Raw genomic sequence first — 18,447 nt, forward strand, 5'->3', positions numbered from 1 at the left:
ACCCCCATGAACCTCACCAAACGCGAATTTCTTCAAGTGCTGGGCGCCGCCAGCGCAGCCGGCATGAGCCTGGGCAGCTATGCAAATGCGAGCGCCGCCACCGCCGCCGAAGGGCTGTACGACATCCCCAAATTCGGCAACGTCTCGCTGCTGCACATGACGGATTGCCATGCGCAGCTCAAGCCCGTCTATTTCCGCGAACCCAGCGTCAACCTGGGCCTCGGCGACATGAAGGGGCGCCTGCCGCACCGGGTGGGCGAGGAACTGCTGAAGGCTGTCGGCGTGAGTGCCGGCACGCCCACCGCGCACGCCCTGACCTACCTCGACTTCGACCAGGCCGCTCAGCGCTACGGCAAGGTCGGCGGCTTCGCGCACCTGTCCACGCTGGTCAAGCGCATGCGCGCCAGCCGCCCCGGCTCTCTGCTGCTCGATGGCGGCGACACCTGGCAGGGCTCGGGCACGGCACTGTGGACCAAGGGCCAGGACATGGTCGACGCCTGCAAGCTGCTGGGCGTGGATGTGATGACCGGGCACTTTGAATTCACGCTCGGCATGGACCGCGTCAAGGAAATCATCGAGAAGGACTTCGCCGGCAAGGTGGACTTCATCGCGCAGAACGTCAAGACCACCGACTTTGGCGACCCGGTGTTCAAGCCCTACGTCATCAAGCAGATCAACGGCGTGCCCGTGGCCATCATCGGCCAGGCCTTCCCCTACACCCCGATCGCCAACCCGCGCTACATGGTGGCCGACTGGGAATTCGGCATCCAGGACGAGAACCTGCAGAAGATGGTTCATGAAGCGCGCGGCAAGGGCGCGCAGGTGGTCGTGGTGCTGAGCCACAACGGCATGGACGTGGACCTGAAGATGGCCAGCCGGGTGACGGGCGTGGACGCCATCCTGGGCGGCCATACGCACGACGGCATGCCCGTGCCCACCATCGTCAAGAACCAATCCGGGCAAACCATCGTCACCAACGCGGGCAGCAACGGCAAATTCCTCGGCGTCATCGACTTCGACGTGAAGAACGGCAAGGTCGCCGACTTCAAATACCACCTGCTGCCCATCTTCGCCAACATGCTGCCGGCCGACAAGGAGATGGACGCGCTCATCACCAAGATCCGCGCGCCCTACGAGGGCAAGCTCGCCGAGCAGCTCGCCATCACCGAAGGGCTGCTGTACCGCCGCGGCAACTTCAACGGCACCGGCGACCAGCTCATCGTCGATGCGCTCATGGACGTGCAGGGCGCCGACCTCGCCTTCTCGCCCGGTTTCCGCTGGGGCACCACGCTGCTGCCCGGCCAGCCCATCACGCGCGAATGGCTGCTGGACATGACCGCCACCACCTACAGCTACGCCACGCTCACCGAGATGAAGGGCGAAATGATCAAGACCGTGCTGGAAGACGTGTGCGACAACCTCTTCAACCCCGACCCCTACTACCAGCAAGGCGGCGACATGGTGCGCGTGGGCGGTCTCGCCTACGCCTGCGACCCGACCGCGGACATGGGCAAGCGCATCAGCGACATGCGCCTCAAGGGCGAGCTGATCGACCCGAGCAAAACCTACAAAGTGGCCGGCTGGGCGCCCGTGGCCGAAGAGGCCAGCAAGGCCGGAAACCCCATGGTGTGGGACCAGGTGGAGCAGTGGCTCAAGGCCCGGGGTGGCAAGGTGGCGCCGCGCAAGCTCAATACACCAAAGCTGACGGGAGGGCTGCCCAATCCGGGGTATGCCGCGTAAACTGCCTTGCAATCAATGCGCAGCGGCGATGGCGGGCCTTTGGATCATGGCCAGTTCCTCGTCCGTCACGATTTCCCTGCGCCTCTCCCTTGGGATGTACTGGCAAGGCAATGTGTTCGCCAAGTCGCCGCGTGGCACACTTGCCGGCTTTTCCGCTTGAGCCTTTCCCTTCCCCATGCAACAGATCCTGCGGCAGATCGCCGCTGAAATCCACGCCTCCGAATCCCAGGTCAAGGCCGCCGTCGAATTGCTCGACGGCGGCGCCACCGTGCCCTTCATCGCCCGCTACCGCAAAGAGGTGACTGGCGGACTGGACGACGCGCAACTGCGCGCGCTGGAGACGCGCCTTGGCTACCTGCGCGAACTGACCGAGCGCCGCGAAGCCGTGCTCAAAAGCATAGAGGAACAGGGTAGGCTCACGCCCGAACTGCGCACCGCGATCGCAGCGGCGCCGACCAAGCAGGAGCTCGAGGACCTCTACCTGCCCTACAAGCCCAGGCGCCGCACCAAGGGCCAGATCGCGCGCGAGTTCGGCATCGAACCCCTGGCCGATGCGCTGTTTGCCGACCCTGGCCTCGATCCGCAGCAGGCCGCCACGCCCTACGTGAAGGCGGAAAAAGGCGAAGGCGGTGAAGACTTCACCAGCGTGGCCGCGGTGCTCGATGGCGTGCGCGACATCCTGAGCGAGCGCTGGGCCGAGGACGCCGCGCTGGTGCAGCACCTGCGCGAATGGCTCTGGGCCGAGGGGCTGCTGCAAAGCAAGCTGGTGGCGGGCAAGAACGAAAACGATGCGGAAGTGGCCAAATTCCGCGATTACTTCGATTACGACGAGCCGATCGCCCGCGTGCCCAGCCACCGGGCGTTGGCGGTATTTCGTGGGCGGCAACTGGAAATTCTGGACGCCAAGCTGGTGCTGCCCGATTCCACCCCCTCCCCCCTTGGGGCTGAAGGCCGCGGCTCCAGTTCCGCCAATGCGGAACTGGACGGCCGGAAGAGCGGCGGCGTCTCGCCGCCAGCACCGGGGTCAGGGTGGGGGCACGCAGCGCCCGCCAACAGCGCAACGCCCCCATCCCAGCCTTCCCCCAATGGGGGAAGGAGCAACAGCCCCAGCCTCGCCGAAGGCCGTATCGCGCTGCACCTGGGCTGGAGCCACCAAAACCGCCCAGCGGATGACCTGCTGCGCAAATGCGTAGCGTGGACCTGGCGCGTGAAGCTCAGCCTGTCGCTGGAACGCGACCTCTTCGCCCGCCTGCGCGAAGGCGCGGAAGCCGTGGCGATCAAGGTCTTTGCCGACAACCTGCGCGATCTGCTGCTGGCCGCGCCCGCCGGGCAGAAGGTGGTGATGGGGCTCGATCCCGGCATCCGCACCGGCGTGAAGGTCGCGGTGGTGGACGCCACCGGCAAGCTGCTGGAGACCGCCACCATCTACCCGCACGAACCGCGGCGCGACTGGGATGGGAGCCTGGCGACGCTGGGGCGTCTGGTGACCAAACACGGCGTCCAGCTGATCGCCATTGGCAACGGCACCGCCAGCCGCGAAACCGACAAGCTCGCGGGCGATTTGATCAAATTAATACGAAAAACGCCTCAAACGCAAACAGAACAAGCGCAGGCAGCTATTACAAAGGTAGTAGTAAGCGAAGCCGGCGCCTCGGTCTATTCCGCCAGCGAATACGCCTCGCAAGAGCTGCCCGACGTGGACGTGAGCCTGCGCGGCGCGGCCAGCATCGCGCGGCGCCTGCAGGACCCACTGGCCGAACTGGTGAAGATAGACCCCAAGAGCATAGGCGTGGGCCAGTACCAGCACGACGTGAACCAGGGCCAGCTGGCCCACACGCTGGGCGCTGTGGTGGAAGACTGCGTGAACGGCGTGGGCGTGGACCTGAACACCGCCAGCGCCCCGCTGCTGGCGCGCGTATCAGGCCTCACGGGCACCACGGCCAAGGCCATCGTGCGCTGGCGCGAGCAGCACGGCGCGTTCGCCAACCGCCAGCAACTGCTCAAAGTCACCGGCCTCGGCCCCAAGACCTTCGAGCAATCGGCGGGCTTTCTGCGCATCCGCGGTGGCGACAACCCGCTGGACGTGACCGGCGTGCACCCGGAAACCTACCCGGTGGTGGAGCAGATCCTCGTCCAGACCGGCAAGCCGATAGACCAGCTCATGGGCAGGAGCGATGCGCTCAAGGTCCTCAAGCCCGATCAGTTCATCACGCCGCAGTTCGGCGCGATCACGGTCAAGGACATCCTCGCGGAACTGGAAAAGCCCGGCCGCGACCCACGCCCGGATTTTCAGGTGGCGCGCTTCAGCGAAGGGGTGGAAGACATCACGGATCTGAAGGAAGGCATGGTGCTGGAGGGCACGGTAAGCAACGTCGCCCAGTTCGGCGCCTTCGTCGATCTGGGCGTGCACCAGGACGGCCTGGTGCACGTGAGCCAGCTCTCCAACAAGTTCGTGCAGGACGCGCGCGAGGTGGTGAAGACCGGCCAGATCGTGAAGGTGAAGGTGCTGGAGGTGGACACGGCGCGCAAGCGCATCAGCCTGACGATGAAGCTGGACGCGGCGCCTGCGCGGCGCGACGCTCCGCGCGAGAACCGGTTTGAAGCCGCAGGACGCAGCCAGCAGCGCTCGCGCGCGCACGAGGCGCAGGCCCCGTCGGCCATGGCGGCCGCGTTTGCCAAGCTGCAGGGGCGCGGCTGAGCCCAAAGCCGGTCGGAGAAAGCCACAAAGGAACGGGCGCCTTGCCGGCGCCCGTTTTGCTTCATTGTTTGCCGAATTTCCCTACCATCCAGGTCATGGTGCGTCCGACTCAGGCCGCGTCACATCGGTGTTCAAGGTAGCCTGAACCGCAGCCCATGAGCTCCATCAGCGCATGCTGCAGGTGCTCGGCTTCGATGGTTTCCGGTTTGCCGTCGCCGCCCAGCGCCTGCTCGCGCTCGGCATAAGCACGCACGGCGCCAATCATGCGATGCGCCATCTGATCGGCATCGATTTCACCGCGCAGAAACGGCGGCGCTGCCGCCACCGCCTCGCCAATCGCGGAGCGCATCCGCGCCACCTGCCCGCTTCCAGAATCCGCCGTCATTGCACACGCTCCTCGCATCGCTTCAGCACCAGGGCATTGTGCGCCCCAAGAGCGCTGGTCGGCAGCGCAGCCATGAAACCTGCGAAGGCCGCATTGTCTTGCCCTGCAAAATCAGTGCCGGTGGCGCTGCACCGAGAGCGGCGCCATGATGCCCTGCCCCGGCGCCGTGCAGCCATTGTCGCAGCACTTGCCGGGTTCGCGGTTCTGCGTGATCGGGCGCTTGGGGTCGTGCAGCACGCCGCGCTCCAGCAGGCGCTCGACCAGTTCGACCTTGCTGCCCACCGGGTAGTTGCGCCAGATCTCCTGCTTCATCGCCGCCGGCGAGCCGCCGCCGTGCAGGCTGATGAGCGAGTACCAGCCGCCCTGGTAGGACGCGGTGAGATCTTCGATCAGGCGCGCGGCCTCGATGCGCTTGTCGTAGGGCACGGCCGGGTTGGCGCGCAGCACGTCCGAGAGCTTGGCCGCCGTCTCCGGGTTGTGGTCTTCATCGGGCCCCGGCAGCGCCACGATCAGGCCGCCCGAGACCTCGTGCGCCAGCCGGTGCATGTCGTAGATCTGCGTGGCCAGCAGCAGCTTGCCGATGTTGGCGAACACCGGTTCGGGCATGAAGGTCTGGCTGTATTTATCGGGCGCGGCATAGACGCTCGCGGCCACGCCGCAGGCATAGAAGCCTTCGACGATCTTGATGAGCTCAACCATGGGCTCGCGCAGGCTGCCGACCTTGCCCGGGTCGGACACGCCATTGGCCTCGCACATCAGTGCCCCGGCACCGATCAACAGGTCGCCAAAACCCGCGCGCGCGGCGATGCAGCTGTGGCGGTGGTGCGTGGCGTAGCTGTAGGTGAGGATGTGGCTGCGCTCCCAGTCATTGGCGTAGAACACGCGCTCCCACGGCACGAAGACTTCCTCGAACAGCACCACGGCGGTAGCTTGCCCATACTTGCGCGAGAACAGCGGCGCGCCATGCTCGGGCGTCTCGCCCGGACGCCCCGCCACGCGCGAGACCATGGTCAACCCCGGTGCATCCACCGGCACCGCGCAGCACACGGCAAACGCCGCATCCTGCGGTCCCATGTTGCGGCTGGGCATCACCAAGAGCTCGTGCATGTAGGGCGCGCCGGTGACGATGGCCTTGGCGCCGCTGATCCACACGCCCTTGCCGCTTTGGCGCACCACGTGCACGTAAGCGTCAGGATTCGCCTGCTCGTGCGGCTTCTTCGTGCGGTCGCCCTTGGCATCGGTCATCGCGATGCCGATGGCAAGGTCGTTGTCCTGCGCATGCACCAGGTAGTTGCGAAACCGGTCGCCCGCCGCGTTCGTTCCCGTGGCATCGTCGATCGCCGCGCAGGCCTGCGCCAGGCCGTTCAGCGCGTCGTGCGCCAGGTAGCGCTGGGCGCAGCCGGTCTCCTGGCAGAGCACGCGCACGGCTTCGAGCTTGTTGAGCAGATCGCCCGCCGCCTCGTTCACATGCAGCATGCGCGGCACCATCTTGCCGCGGCTGGTCTGCGTGGCCAGCGCGATCGGCGCCAGTTCCTCGCGCAAGGCAAAGTCGTAGGTGTAGGCCAGCGCGTTCACGCCGGGCGCGAGCTGCGGCGCGTCGGCCACGCTCTCGATCCGCTGGCCATCGACGAACACGCGGGGTGCAAGCCGCCTGAGCGACTCGCGGTAGGCATCGCCGGACATCAGCGGCACGCGCGCCGGCCCAGGGGTTGCGGTGGTGTCCATTTGCTTCTCCAAAACAATCGTGTCGTTATTTGAACACTGTTCAATTTTTTAGTCAACGCTATGATGCGGCCCATGACAGCCATGACGGAGAACGCCGCTTCGGCCGGCACGCGCGCCAGCACGCCGCGCGCCGCGCGCCGCCGCAAACTGGCGGACGTGCGCCAGGAGCTGGTGCTGCAGGCCGCACGCTCGGCGTTCGTCGAACTCGGCATGGAAAAGGCCAGCCTGCGCGAGATCGCGCGGCGCGCCGGCTACACCCCCGGCGCGCTCTACAGCTACTTTCCGAGCAAGGAGCACATCTATGGCGCGCTGCTCGGCGAATCGCTCGAACGCCTGAACGCGCAGGTGGCGCAGGCCCTCGCGGCCGAACCGGGCCATGGCGCACGGCTGCGCGCCGCGGCCACCGCCTTCTTCGAGTTCTACCGCGCCAACCCGCGCGATCTCGACCTGGGCTTCTACCTCTTCCAGGGAATGGCGCCGCGCGGCCTCACGCCCGAGCTGGACGCCAGCCTCAACCTTCGCCTGCGCGACGCCTTGCTGCCGTGCCATGCCGCGCTGCAGGGCCTGGGGAAGGATGACGCAACCGCCACCCGGGAGGTCGCGGCCCTGTTCGCGCACATCGTCGGCCTGCTGGTGCTACGCCACACCGGGCGCATACGCATGTTCGGACAATCGTCGCGGGAACTGTTTTCCGCCTACCTGGCGCAGCTGCTCGAACGCGCGCAGCGTGAGACGGCCGGATGACGCCTGAACGAACTGCTGCGCGCAGCGCTCCATGCGGCCGCGTCGCAAGGCCCGGCGCCTGCCTATCCACCTTCACTGGGAACGCCATGAACCAACCCAAGCCTTTGCAACCCGGCCTGCGCCACACCGAGCGCATGGTCGTCACACCGGCCCACACCGTGCCCCAGGTGGGCGGCTGGCCGGGCTTTGCCGACATGCCGCCGGTCTTCGCCACCGCCATGATGATCGGCTTCATGGAGCAGACCTGCATCCAGGCGCTGCGCCCCTATCTGGCACCGGGCCAGCACACGGTGGGAACGCAGGTGGACATGAACCACGTGGCCGCCACGCCGGTGGGCATGGCGGTGCAGGCAGAGGTGGAACTGGTCGCCGTCGAAGGCCAGTCGCTGACGTTCAAGGTGACCTGCTCGGACGACGCCGGGCTCATCGGCGAAGGCACGCACCGGCGCGCCATCATCGACCCGCGGCGCTTCGAGGAGCGCCTGGCGGCGAAGGCGGCGGCGCATTCGGGCGCTTCCGGGATTTAAGCCAAATTGACCTCCAGCGCCCGGCCAGCAAGCGCTGACAGCTATCACAATAAAAGCAAAGTCCCTGCAGGCCACAGACCTGCAGGGGCTTGCTTTCGAGCCGCTGGCTCAGAGCACTTCGAAGACGCCCGCGGCGCCCATGCCGCCGCCGATGCACATCGTGACGCACACGCGCTTGGCGCCACGGCGCTTGCCTTCGATGAGGGCGTGCCCCGTCAGGCGCTGGCCGGTCACGCCGTAGGGGTGGCCCACCGCGATCGCGCCGCCGTTGACGTTCAGGCGATCGGCCGGGATGCCCAGCTTGTCGCGGCAATAGATGACCTGCACGGCAAAGGCTTCGTTCAGCTCCCACAGGTCGATGTCATCCACCTTCAGGCCAAGTTTGGAGAGCACCTTGGGAATGGCGAACACCGGGCCAATGCCCATTTCGTCGGGCTCGCAGCCCGCCACCGCAAAGCCGAGGAAGCGGCCCAGGGGCTTGAGGTTCTTGCGGCTGGCATAGTCTTCGCTCACCACCACGCAGGCACCCGCGCCGTCTGAAAACTGGCTGGCATTGCCGGCCGAGACCAGGCCGCCGGGCAGCGCCGGCTTGATGCCGCTGATGCCCGCCGCCGTCGTGCCCTCGCGCAGGCCCTCGTCCTTGGTCACCGTCACCTGTTTGGTGATCAGCCCCAGGGTCTTGTCGGCGATGCCCGCGGTGACGGTGATGGGCACCATTTCCGCATCGAACAGGCCCGCCGCCTGCGCCGCGCAGGCCTTCTGCTGGCTGGCGGCGCCGTACTCGTCCATCACCTCGCGGCCTATGCCGTAGCGCTTGGCGACCTGCTCGGCGGTCTGCAGCATGCTCCAGTAGATCTCGGGCTTTTTCTTCTGCAAGGCCGGGTCGAAGATCATGTGCATGTTCATCTCCTGCTGCACGCAGGAGATGCTTTCCACGCCGCCAGCCACGTACACCTCGCCCTCGCCCGCGATGATGCGCTGGCTGGCCAGGGCAATGGTCTGCAGGCCCGAGGAGCAGAAGCGGTTCACCGTCATGCCGGCGGCGGTGACGGGCAGATCGGCCATCAGCGCGATCTGGCGCGCGATGTTCATGCCGGTCGCGCCCTCGGGATTCGCGCAGCCCATGAGGACGTCCTCGACGGCGGCGGCCTCGATGCCCGCGCGCTCGACGGCGGCGCGCACCACATGGCCACCGAGCGTGGCGCCATGGGTCATGTTGAAGGCGCCCTTCCAGCTCTTGGCAAGCGGGGTGCGGGCGGTGGAAACAATCAATGCGGAAGTCATGTTCAAAATCCTGTTGTGTTGCATGTGAGGAGCGAGGCGTGAGGCGTGAGGCATCGGGTTCGCTCAACGCTCAACGCCGAACGCTCGACCTCAAAACTGCCTGCCCTCTGCCGCCAACCTGGCCAGCAGCGGCGCCGGCTGCCAGAACGCGGCATCGTCCAGCGGGTTCTGCGCAAAGCGCTGCATTGCCTGCACCACATTGAACAGGCCGACCTCGTTGGCGTAGTTCAGCGGCCCGCCGCGGTACACCGGGAAGCCGTAGCCGAAGATGTAGACGATGTCGATATCGCTCGCCTTGTTGGCGATGCCTTCCTCAAGAATGCGCGCGGCTTCGTTGACCAGGCTGAACACCAGGCGCTGCACGATTTCTTCGTCGCCGATCTTGCGCGGCGTGATGCCCAGCGCCTTGCGGTGCTCGGCCACCATCTGCTCGACCTCGGCGTTCGGGATGGCGTCGCGCTTGCCGGGCAGGTAGTCGTACCAGCCCTTGCCCACCTTCTGGCCGAAGCGACCCTTCTCGCACAGCAGGTCGGCGGTCTTGCTGTATTTCATGCCGGGCTTTTCCACATAACGGCGCTTCCTGATGGCCCAACCGATGTCGTTGCCTGCCAGATCGCCCATGCGGAACGGCCCCATGGCAAAGCCGAATTTCTCGATCGCCTTGTCCACCTGGCTGGGCGTGCAGCCTTCGTCCAGCAGAAAGCCGGCCTGGCGGCCGTACTGCTCGATCATGCGGTTGCCGATGAAGCCGTCGCACACGCCGGCGACCACCGCGGTCTTGCGGATTTTCTTGGCCACCTGCATCACGGTGGCGAGCACGTCCTTGGCGGTCTTCTCGCCGCGCACCACTTCCAGCAGCTTCATCACGTTGGCCGGGCTGAAGAAGTGCAGGCCCACCACATCCTGCGGGCGCTGGGTGAAACCGGCAATCTTGTTCACGTCCAGCGTGGAGGTATTGCTGGCCAGGATGGCGCCGGGCTTGGCGACGGCATCGAGCTGCTTGAACACCGCCTCCTTCACGCCGAGCTCCTCGAACACCGCTTCGATGATGAGATCGGCATCCTTCAGGTCGTCGTACTTGAGCGTGGTCTTGAGCAGCGCCATGCGCTCTTCGTACTTCTGCTGCTTGAGCTTGCCCTTCTTGACCTGCGCCTCGTAGTTGCGGCTCATCACCTCCACGCCGTGGTTGATCGCCTCCTGCTTCATCTCCAGGATGGTGACCGGGATACCGGCATTGAGGAAGTTCATCGCGATGCCGCCGCCCATGGTGCCGGCGCCTATGACCGCCACCTTGGCGATGCTGCGCAGCGGCGTGTCCGAAGGCACATCGGGGATTTTGCTCGCGGCGCGCTCGGCAACGAACAGATGGCGCAGCGCGCGCGATTCGCTGGTCCACATCAGGTTGATGAAGTGCTCGCGTTCGTACGCCATGCCGTCGGCAAATTTCTTCTTCGTCGCCGCTTCCACCGCATCCACGCACTGCAGCGGCGCGGGGAAGTTCTTCGCCATGCCGCGTACCATGTTGCGCGCGAACTGGAAGTAGGCATCGCCCTGCGGGTGTTTGGCCGGCAGGTTGCGCACCAGCGGCAAGGGACGCACGTCGGCCACGCCGCGCGCATAGGCCAGCGCCTCGTCCATCAGCGATTCAGTGGATGCGGCCACCTTGTCGAACAGCTTCTGGCCCGGCAGCATGGCCAGCATCTCGCTCTTCACCGGCTCGCCGCTCACGATCATGTTGAGCGCCGCCTCCACGCCGACGACGCGCGGCAAACGCTGCGTGCCGCCGGCGCCGGGGATGAGCCCGAGCTTGACCTCGGGCAGCGCAATCTTGGTGCCCGGCGCGGCGATGCGGTAATGGCAGCCCAGCGAGAGCTCCAGCCCGCCGCCCATGGCCACGCTGTGGATGGCGGCCACCACCGGCTTGCTGCAGTTTTCCACCGCCAGAATGACCGAGAGCAGATTCGGTTCCTGGATGGCCTTGGGCGTGCCGAACTCCTTGATGTCGGCGCCGCCGGAAAAGGCCTTGCCCGCGCCGGTCATGACGACGGCCTTCACCGCCGCATCCGCCTGCGCCTGCGCAAGGCCTGCAACGATGCCCTGGCGCGTGGCCAGGCCGAGGCCGTTGACCGGAGGGTTGTCGAGCGTGATCACGGCCACATCGCCGTGCACCTGGTAGCTTGCCGTCATGCTGTCTTCCTTGTGAAATTAAAAAAGTACGATCGTGCTTTTTTATGGAGTCTAAGCGTCCTGTCTGCCAGTGTTTGTCTCTTGTGGGACAAAACAGCACCGGATCCATTGCGGCATGCCCCGGCGCCGCACCCGCGCACCAAATCAGTGCGTCGCGCCTCCCCATTGTGGTGCAAAAACTGCGTTGTCCGCCCTGTCTCTCGGTGATGCCGGGCTGGCACGGTTTCTGCGATGACACGGCATACACCTCACCCTCCAATGGAGTCTCGCCATGGCAAAAAAAGTTTCCGACGTGATGAAGATGGTGGCCGACAAGGCCGTCAAGTTTGTCGATCTGCGCTTCACCGATACGCGCGGCAAGGAGCAGCACGTGACCGTGCCGGTCTCGCATTTCGACGAAGACAAGTTCAGCGCCGGGCATGCGTTTGACGGTTCGTCGATCGCCGGCTGGAAGGGCATCGAGTCTTCAGACATGCTGCTCATGCCCGACCCCAACACCGCCAACATCGACCCCTTCTTTGAAGACCCCACGCTCATCCTGCAGTGCGACGTGCACGACCCGCTGGACGGCAAGCCCTATGAGCGCGATCCGCGCTCGCTCGCCCGCCGCGCCGAGGCCTACCTCAAGGCCAGCGGCCTGGGCGATACCGCCTACTTCGGCCCCGAGCCCGAGTTCTTCGTGTTCGACAGCGTGCGCTGGCAGTCCGACATGTCCGGCTGCTTCGTCAAGATCGAATCCGAGGAAGCCGCTTGGAACAGCGGCACCGAATACGCGCACGGCAACAGCGGCCACCGCCCGGCGGTGAAGGGCGGCTACTTCCCGGTGCCGCCGGTCGATGCGACGCAGGACATGCGCTCCGAAATGTGCCTGCTGCTGGAAGAGCTGGGCGTGCCCGTGGAAGTGCACCACCACGAGGTGGCCACTGCCGGCCAGATGGAACTGGGTACCAAGTTCTCCACCCTGGTGCAGCGCGCCGACTGGCTGCAGCTGCAGAAGTACGTGATCCAGAACGTCGCGCACCGCCACGGCAAGACCGCCACCTTCATGCCCAAGCCCATCGTCGGCGACAACGGCAGCGGCATGCACGTGCACCAGTCGATCTGGAAGGACGGCAAGAACCTGTTCGCGGGCGACGGCTATGCCGGCCTGTCGGAATTCGCGCTGTACTACATCGGCGGCATCATCAAGCACGCGCGCGCGCTCAACGCCATCACCAACCCCGGCACCAACAGCTACAAGCGCCTGGTGCCGCACTTCGAAGCGCCGGTCAAGCTCGCCTACAGCGCGAGGAACCGCTCGGCCTCGATCCGCATCCCGTATGTGGCCAACCCCAAGGGCCGGCGCATAGAGGCGCGCTTCCCCGATCCGCTGATGAACCCCTACATGGGCTTTGCCGCGCTGATGATGGCGGGGCTGGACGGCGTCGAAAACCGGATCCACCCCGGCGAGGCCGCCACCAAGGACCTCTACCACCTGCCGCCCGAGGAAGACGCCAAGATACCCACCGTCTGCCACAGCCTGGAGCAGGCGCTCGATTACCTCGACGAAGACCGCGCCTTTCTCACGCGCGGCGGCGTGTTCTCGGATGCGCTGATCGACGCCTACATGGAACTCAAGATGGGCGAGCTCACGCGCTTTCGCATGACCACGCACCCGATCGAGTTCGACATGTACTACAGCCTCTGAGCACGTTGAACCATGCGTTTCACCAAGATGCACGGCATCGGCAACGACTACGTGTACGTCAACACCTTCGAAGAGCAGGTGCCTGACCCGGCGGCCCTGGCCGTGGCGATGAGCCGCCCGCACTTCGGCATAGGCGCCGACGGGCTGGTGCTGATCGGCCCATCAAGCGAGGCCGACTTCCGCATGCGCATGTTCAACGCCGATGGCTCCGAAGGCGAGATGTGCGGCAACGCGGTGCGCTGCATCGCCAAATACGTCTACGAGCGCGGCCTGACCACCGCATCGACGGTGAAACTCGCCACCGCCAGCGGCATCAAGACGCTTGAGCTGCAGATCGACGCCGGGCGCGTGCGCCAGGTCACCGTCGATTTGGGCGAGCCGCAGCTCGCGCCCCAGGCCATCCCGGTGAACCTGCCCGGCGCCAGGGTGCTGAATCACCCGATCACCATCCAGGGCCTGACGCTGCAGATGAGCTGCGTCGGCATGGGCAACCCGCACGCGGTGATCTTCGTCGATGACCCGGAGCACTTCGACGTGCACGGCATCGGCCGGCAGATCGAACACGATGCGCTGTTTCCGAAGCGCACCAACGTGGAATTCGCGCGCGTGCGGGCGCGCGACCGGATCGAGATGCGCGTCTGGGAGCGCGGCAGCGGCGAAACCCTGGCCTGCGGCACCGGCGCCGCGGCGGTGCTGGTGGCCGCCGTGCTCAACGGCTTGACAGAGCGCAGCGCGCGCGTGAAGCTTTCCGGCGGGGAACTGCAGGTTGCCTGGAACCCCGACGACAACCATATTTACCAGAGCGGCCCGGCGAGCTTCGTGTTCGACGGCGTCTGGCTTGAAGACTGACATGCACCTCAACACCCACCTCATCCACATGCCCGGCAACTATCTGTTTGCCGAAATCGCGCGCCGCGTGAGCGCCTATGCGCCCAGCGCGCCGCGCCCGCTGATCCGCCTGGGCATAGGCGACGTGACGCAGCCGCTCGCGCCCGCCATCACGCAGGCCATGGCGGCGGCTTCGCTCGAAATGGGCACGCCCGAAGGCTTTCACGGCTACCCGCCGGACCAGGGCTACGACTTCCTGCGCCAGGCCATCCTGGACGCCGACTACGCGCCGCTGGGCGTGCAGCTGGCGCTGGACGATGTCTTCATCACCGACGGCGCCAAGACCGACACCTCGGCGCTGCAGGAGCTGCTGGCACCCGACGCACGCATTGCGCTGACCGACCCGGTGTACCCGGTCTACGTCGATTCCAACGCCATGGCGGGGCGCCTCGGTAACTATGAAAATGATAGTTGGAGCCGCTTGGCCACCCTGCCCTGCAACGCGGAAAATGCCTTCGTCCCCGAGCTGCCGACGGAGCCGGTGGACATGCTCTACCTGTGCTACCCCAACAACCCCACGGGCACGGTGCTCACGCGCGCGCAGCTCAAGCGCTTCGTCGATTACGCGCTCCAGACGCAGACGCTGATCCTGTTTGACGCCGCCTACAAGGCCTACATCACCGACGACGCCATTCCCCGCTCGATCTATGAAATCGAGGGCGCCGAGAAGATCGCGATCGAGTGCTGCTCGTTCTCCAAGTCCGCCGGCTTCACCGGCACGCGCTGCGCCTACACCATCATTCCGCAGGCGCTGACGGCGCAGGTGGACGGCCAGGCGGTGTCGCTCAACGCCTTGTGGCGCAGGCGCGTGGCGAGCCGCCAGAACGGCGTGTCCTACCCGATCCAGCGCGCGGCTGCGGCGGCGCTCTCGCCCGACGGCCGGGCGCAGGTGGATGCCCAGGTGCGCGGCTACATGGACAACGCGCGCCAGATCGTCACCGCCTTCACCAGTGCCGGCCTGCAGGTGTTCGGCGGCGTGCACGCGCCCTATGTGTGGCTGCGGATTCCCGGCGGGCAGAGCTCGTGGGATTTCTTCGACCGGCTGCTGCACGAGGCGCAGGTCGTCGGCACACCCGGCTCGGGCTTTGGCCCGTCGGGCGAAGGCTATCTGCGCCTGACCGCCTTCAACACGGCCGAGGCGACGCGCGAGGCGCTGGCCCGCATTCTGGCCATCCTCTGATCCGTCCGCCGACAGGCCGAGCCTCCGGGTGACAATCCTTCCCGCACACCCATGGCTCTCGCGTCCGATCCCCACGCCCAGGAGGCCTATGACCGGCTCGCCACGCTGGTGGCGCTGGTGCGCGCGGACGGCACCTGCCTGATGGTGAACATGGCGCTGGAAAACACCCTGCGGCTGCCGCGCAGCCGGCTGGTGCACAGCCAGGCGGCGCACTGGTTCAACGAACCGGCGCTGCTGCGGGACGCGCTGCGCCGCGTGATCGAGGACGGCGTGGTCGTCAGCCGTTTTGCCGGCAGCCTGCGCTGCGTGCCGCCGGGGCCGCAAACACTCGCGGTGCATGTGGCCGTCAGCCCGCTCGCGCGCGATGCCGGCGAGGCCCGCGCACTGGTGGAAATGACCGAAGTCGAGCAGCAGTCGCGGCTGGACCGCGAACGGCGCGCGCGCGACCTCGCCGCCGCCCACAAGGAGCTGCTGCGCAACCTGGCGCACGAAGTCAAGAACCCGCTGGGCGGCATCCGCGGCGCGGCTCAGCTGCTGGCGCTGGACCATCCCGGCGGCAGCGCGGGCGAATACACCGGCGTGATCGTGCGCGAGGTGGACCGCCTGCAGGCGCTGGTCGATCGCCTGCTGGCGCCGCACCAGGCCGCACCCCGCTGGGCGGCGGTGAACATCCACGAGGTCTGCGAGCATGTGCGCACGCTGGTGCTGGCCGAATTCCCGCAGGGGCTGGCGATCCAGCGCGACTACGACGCCTCGCTACCCGAGCTGCGCGCCGACCGCGAGCGGCTCATCCAGGCCCTGCTCAACATCGTACGCAACGCGGCGCAGGCCCTCGCCGAACGCATGGCAGTGGGCGACGCCCGCATCGTGCTGCGCACCCGCATCGCCCACCAGGCCACGCTGGCCGGGCGGCGCCACCGGCTGGCGCTGGAGCTGGAGGTGGAGGACAACGGCCCCGGCGTGCCGCCGCCGCTGCGCGAGCGCATCTTCCAGCCGCTGGTCACCGGCCGCCCCGAGGGCACCGGGCTGGGCCTGACGCTGGCGCAAACCCTGGTGCAGCAGCATGGCGGCAGCATCGCCTGCGACAGCCTGCCCGGCGCCACCCGCTTCACGCTGGTGCTGCCGCTGCCCGAAAAACCCTAGACTGCCCACGCATGCCACGCGCCACAGCCCCCCGCATCTGGATCGTCGATGACGACGCCTCCATCCGCTTCGTGCTCGAACGCGCGCTGGAGCGCGAGCAGCTGCCGGTACGCGCCTTCGCCAGCCCGCAGGAGGTGCTTGCCGCGCTCGACGCGGATGCGCCGCCGCAGGTGCTGGTGAGCGACATCCGCATGCCCGGCGGCGACGGCCTGGCGCTGCTGGCCGAGGTCAAGCGCCGCCAGCCCCGGGTCGCGGTCATCATCATGACGGCCTACACCGATCTGGACAGCGCCGTCGGCGCGCTGCAAAGCGGCGCCTTCGAATACCTGCCCAAGCCCTTTGACCTGACCCGCGCCGTCGAGCTGATCCGCCGCGCCGCCGAAGAATCACAGGCGCACGGCACCTCGGACAGCGAGGACGCCGCCCTGCCGCAGATGCTGGGCCAGGCGCCGGCGATGCAGGACGTGTTCCGCGCCATCGGCCGGCTCAGCCCGAGCCACGCCACCGTGCTCATCACCGGAGAAAGCGGCACCGGCAAGGAACTGGTGGCGCACGCGCTGCACCGCCACAGCCCGCGCGCCAGCGGCCCCTTCATCGCCATCAACACCGCGGCGGTGCCGCGCGATCTGCTGGAGAGCGAGCTCTTCGGCCACGAGCGCGGCGCCTTCACCGGTGCACAGACCCAGCGGCGCGGCCGTTTTGAGCAGGCCGCGGGCGGCACGCTGTTTCTCGACGAAATCGGCGACATGCCGCTGGAGCTGCAGACGCGGCTGCTGCGCGTGCTCAGCGATGGGCAGTTCTACCGCGTCGGCGGCCAGGAGCCGCTGCAGGCCAGCGCGCGCGTGATTGCCGCAACGCATCAGAACCTGGAAGAGCGCGTGCGCCAGGGCCGCTTCCGCGAAGACCTGTACCACCGCCTGAACGTGATCCGCCTGCGCCTGCCGCCGCTGCGCGAACGCCGCGAGGACATTCCCGCGCTGGCGCGCCACTTTCTCGCGCGCAGCGCGCAGGAGCTGGGCATGGAGCCCAAACGCCTCACGGATGCGGCCCGCGACCGCCTGGCGGAGCAGGCCTTCCCCGGCAACGTGCGCGAGCTGGAAAACCTCTGCCGCTGGCTGACGGTGATGGCGCCCGCGCAGGTGATCGCCCCGGAAGACCTGCCGCCGCAGGGCGATGCCGAAGGCGCGGCTGCCAGCCCGGCTACTGCCGCCACCGGTGGCGCCCCCGACTGGCGTGCACTGCTGGGGCGCGAGGCGCGCCGCCGCCTGCAGGCCGGCGACACCGATGTCTGGCAGCGCCTGAGCGAGCAGTTCGAAGCACAGTTGCTGCGCACCGCCCTCGCCGTTGCCGGCGGGCGCCGCGCCGAAGCGGCGCACCAGCTGGGCATAGGCCGCAACACCATCACGCGCAAGATCCAGGAGCTGGGGCTTGATGACTGACCTTGGCGTGAACGCACCGCGCGCCGCATAGCCCCAACGCCCGCCATGGCCCGTTTGCCCCGCCTCGTTCTGCCCGGACAAGCGCACCTGCTGATCCAGCGCGCGATCGACCGGCAGCCGATCTTCGAGGACGCCGAAGACCTGGCCCTGCTCACCGAAGTGCTGCGCCTGGCGCTGGTGGATGAGCAGGTGCAACTGCACGCCTACGCGCTGCGCACGCAGGAACTGCTGCTGCTGGCCACCCCGGCGCAGCCGCAGTCGCTGGCCCGCCTGATGCAAACCATAGGCCGGCGCTACGTGAGTGCCTTCAACCGCAGGCACGGGCGCGGCGGCACGCTCTGGAACGGGCGGTTTCGCGCAGCCCCCGTGGAACCGGGCGAACCCTTGCTGGCCGCCATGGCCTGGATCGAGCAGGACGCCGAGCCCGGCGCCGCCACCAGCGCCGCGCACCACCTGGGCAGCGGCCGCGACCCGCTCGTTACCGACCCGCCTGCCTACTGGAGCCTGGGCAACACGCCTTTTGCGCGTGAAGCCGCCTGGCGCGAGCGGCTGAGCCGGGGCAGCACCAGCGCGCAGGACGCCCGCCTGCGCCGCGCCGCCCGCGGCGGCTGGGCGCTGGGCTCGGCAGGCTTCATCGCGGTTGCGGGTGCCGGCGGCCGCCCCGCGGCGCCGCGCGCGCCTGGCCGGCCAGCGCGGTGCGACGCGGACAGCTGACAGCCGGAACACGGGCAGTCAATTTGTTTCAACCCGTTGAATGGATTGCATTTTGATATGTCCCCTATTTGATGAGCCAATTGTTTTTTCTAATTTAATAATGGTC

14 protein-coding genes are annotated in these 18,447 nt (G+C 67.2%); 10 read left to right on the forward strand and 4 right to left on the reverse strand.

The window, feature by feature from the left end; translation table 11 throughout:
- Nucleotides 1–6: 6 nt before the first annotated feature.
- Both soxB and K320_RS19445 read left to right on the forward strand, forming a co-directional pair.
- A complete protein-coding gene (soxB, locus tag K320_RS0106035) occupies nt 7–1,740 on the forward strand; it encodes a thiosulfohydrolase SoxB (RefSeq protein ID WP_024537947.1) in 1,734 nt (577 codons plus the stop codon).
- A gap of 175 nt (nt 1,741–1,915) precedes the next feature.
- Nucleotides 1,916–4,438 (forward strand): Tex family protein, encoded by a 2,523-nt coding sequence (locus K320_RS19445; RefSeq protein WP_024537948.1) that lies wholly within the window; start codon nt 1,916–1,918, stop codon nt 4,436–4,438.
- A 109-nt stretch (nt 4,439–4,547) separates the two neighbouring features.
- On the opposite strand, the gene K320_RS0106050 is transcribed toward K320_RS19445, so the two are convergent.
- Both K320_RS0106050 and K320_RS0106055 read right to left on the reverse strand, forming a co-directional pair.
- Complete coding sequence (locus K320_RS0106050) at nt 4,548–4,823, reverse strand: hypothetical protein (RefSeq protein ID WP_024537949.1); 276 nt, start codon at nt 4,821–4,823, stop codon at nt 4,548–4,550.
- Between the two features lie 111 nt (nt 4,824–4,934).
- On the reverse strand, nt 4,935–6,548 hold the full coding sequence (locus K320_RS0106055; RefSeq protein WP_024537950.1) for a 4-hydroxyphenylacetate 3-hydroxylase family protein: 1,614 nt from the start codon (nt 6,546–6,548) through the stop codon (nt 4,935–4,937).
- A 72-nt stretch (nt 6,549–6,620) separates the two neighbouring features.
- Here K320_RS0106055 and K320_RS0106060 point away from each other — a divergent pair, with 72 nt between their 5' ends.
- The gene (locus tag K320_RS0106060) at nt 6,621–7,292 is read left to right on the forward strand and encodes a TetR/AcrR family transcriptional regulator (protein ID WP_342667226.1); all 672 of its coding nucleotides are present in this window, start codon (nt 6,621–6,623) and stop codon (nt 7,290–7,292) included.
- Nucleotides 7,293–7,378: 86 nt separating this feature from the next.
- Nucleotides 7,379–7,819 carry a thioesterase family protein gene (locus K320_RS0106065; protein WP_024537952.1) on the forward strand — a complete coding sequence of 147 codons (441 nt, stop codon included), beginning with the start codon at nt 7,379–7,381 and terminating at the stop codon, nt 7,817–7,819.
- 108 nt (nt 7,820–7,927) lie between these two features.
- Here K320_RS0106065 and K320_RS0106070 read toward each other — a convergent pair whose 3' ends face one another.
- Both K320_RS0106070 and K320_RS0106075 read right to left on the reverse strand, forming a co-directional pair.
- Nucleotides 7,928–9,103 (reverse strand): acetyl-CoA C-acyltransferase, encoded by a 1,176-nt coding sequence (locus K320_RS0106070; protein WP_024537953.1) that lies wholly within the window; start codon nt 9,101–9,103, stop codon nt 7,928–7,930.
- Between the two features lie 90 nt (nt 9,104–9,193).
- The gene (locus tag K320_RS0106075; RefSeq protein WP_024537954.1) at nt 9,194–11,290 is read right to left on the reverse strand and encodes a 3-hydroxyacyl-CoA dehydrogenase NAD-binding domain-containing protein; all 2,097 of its coding nucleotides are present in this window, start codon (nt 11,288–11,290) and stop codon (nt 9,194–9,196) included.
- Nucleotides 11,291–11,561: 271 nt separating this feature from the next.
- On the opposite strand from K320_RS0106075, the gene glnA reads away from it, so the two are divergent.
- The 6 genes from glnA to K320_RS0106105 are packed head-to-tail and all read left to right on the forward strand — an operon-like array spanning nt 11,562 to nt 18,341.
- Nucleotides 11,562–12,977 (forward strand): type I glutamate--ammonia ligase, encoded by a 1,416-nt coding sequence (gene glnA / locus K320_RS0106080; protein WP_024537955.1) that lies wholly within the window; start codon nt 11,562–11,564, stop codon nt 12,975–12,977.
- 12 nt (nt 12,978–12,989) lie between these two features.
- Nucleotides 12,990–13,826: a diaminopimelate epimerase gene (dapF, locus tag K320_RS0106085; protein WP_024537956.1), complete on the forward strand. Its 837-nt coding sequence runs from the start codon at nt 12,990–12,992 to the stop codon at nt 13,824–13,826.
- A gap of 1 nt (nt 13,827) precedes the next feature.
- Entirely contained in the window at nt 13,828–15,045 is a 1,218-nt protein-coding gene (locus tag K320_RS0106090) for an LL-diaminopimelate aminotransferase (RefSeq protein WP_024537957.1), read from the forward strand.
- A gap of 51 nt (nt 15,046–15,096) precedes the next feature.
- Nucleotides 15,097–16,188 carry a nitrogen regulation protein NR(II) gene (glnL, locus tag K320_RS0106095; protein ID WP_024537958.1) on the forward strand — a complete coding sequence of 364 codons (1,092 nt, stop codon included), beginning with the start codon at nt 15,097–15,099 and terminating at the stop codon, nt 16,186–16,188.
- Between the two features lie 11 nt (nt 16,189–16,199).
- The gene (gene ntrC / locus K320_RS0106100) at nt 16,200–17,627 is read left to right on the forward strand and encodes a nitrogen regulation protein NR(I) (RefSeq protein ID WP_024537959.1); all 1,428 of its coding nucleotides are present in this window, start codon (nt 16,200–16,202) and stop codon (nt 17,625–17,627) included.
- A gap of 45 nt (nt 17,628–17,672) precedes the next feature.
- Entirely contained in the window at nt 17,673–18,341 is a 669-nt protein-coding gene (locus tag K320_RS0106105; RefSeq protein ID WP_024537960.1) for a transposase, read from the forward strand.
- Nucleotides 18,342–18,447: the final 106 nt, after the last annotated feature.

This window comes from Comamonas badia DSM 17552, from assembly GCF_000484635.1.
Classification (GTDB): domain Bacteria; phylum Pseudomonadota; class Gammaproteobacteria; order Burkholderiales; family Burkholderiaceae_C; genus Comamonas_C; species Comamonas_C badia.

Bases quoted from the DNA above. Each gene is read 5' to 3' on its own strand.
- glnL (WP_024537958.1), top strand. From the start codon at position 15,097: ATGGCTCTCGCGTCCGATCCCCACGCCCAGGAGGCCTATGACCGGCTC.
- K320_RS0106075 (WP_024537954.1), bottom strand. From the start codon at position 11,290: ATGACGGCAAGCTACCAGGTGCACGGCGATGTGGCCGTGATCACGCTC.
- soxB (WP_024537947.1), top strand. From the start codon at position 7: ATGAACCTCACCAAACGCGAATTTCTTCAAGTGCTGGGCGCCGCCAGC.
- K320_RS0106090 (WP_024537957.1), top strand. From the start codon at position 13,828: ATGCACCTCAACACCCACCTCATCCACATGCCCGGCAACTATCTGTTT.
- glnA (WP_024537955.1), top strand. From the start codon at position 11,562: ATGGCAAAAAAAGTTTCCGACGTGATGAAGATGGTGGCCGACAAGGCC.
- K320_RS19445 (WP_024537948.1), top strand. From the start codon at position 1,916: ATGCAACAGATCCTGCGGCAGATCGCCGCTGAAATCCACGCCTCCGAA.
- K320_RS0106105 (WP_024537960.1), top strand. From the start codon at position 17,673: ATGGCCCGTTTGCCCCGCCTCGTTCTGCCCGGACAAGCGCACCTGCTG.
- K320_RS0106050 (WP_024537949.1), bottom strand. From the start codon at position 4,823: ATGACGGCGGATTCTGGAAGCGGGCAGGTGGCGCGGATGCGCTCCGCG.
- K320_RS0106060 (WP_342667226.1), top strand. From the start codon at position 6,621: ATGACAGCCATGACGGAGAACGCCGCTTCGGCCGGCACGCGCGCCAGC.
- K320_RS0106065 (WP_024537952.1), top strand. From the start codon at position 7,379: ATGAACCAACCCAAGCCTTTGCAACCCGGCCTGCGCCACACCGAGCGC.
- dapF (WP_024537956.1), top strand. From the start codon at position 12,990: ATGCGTTTCACCAAGATGCACGGCATCGGCAACGACTACGTGTACGTC.
- K320_RS0106070 (WP_024537953.1), bottom strand. From the start codon at position 9,103: ATGACTTCCGCATTGATTGTTTCCACCGCCCGCACCCCGCTTGCCAAG.
- ntrC (WP_024537959.1), top strand. From the start codon at position 16,200: ATGCCACGCGCCACAGCCCCCCGCATCTGGATCGTCGATGACGACGCC.
- K320_RS0106055 (WP_024537950.1), bottom strand. From the start codon at position 6,548: ATGGACACCACCGCAACCCCTGGGCCGGCGCGCGTGCCGCTGATGTCC.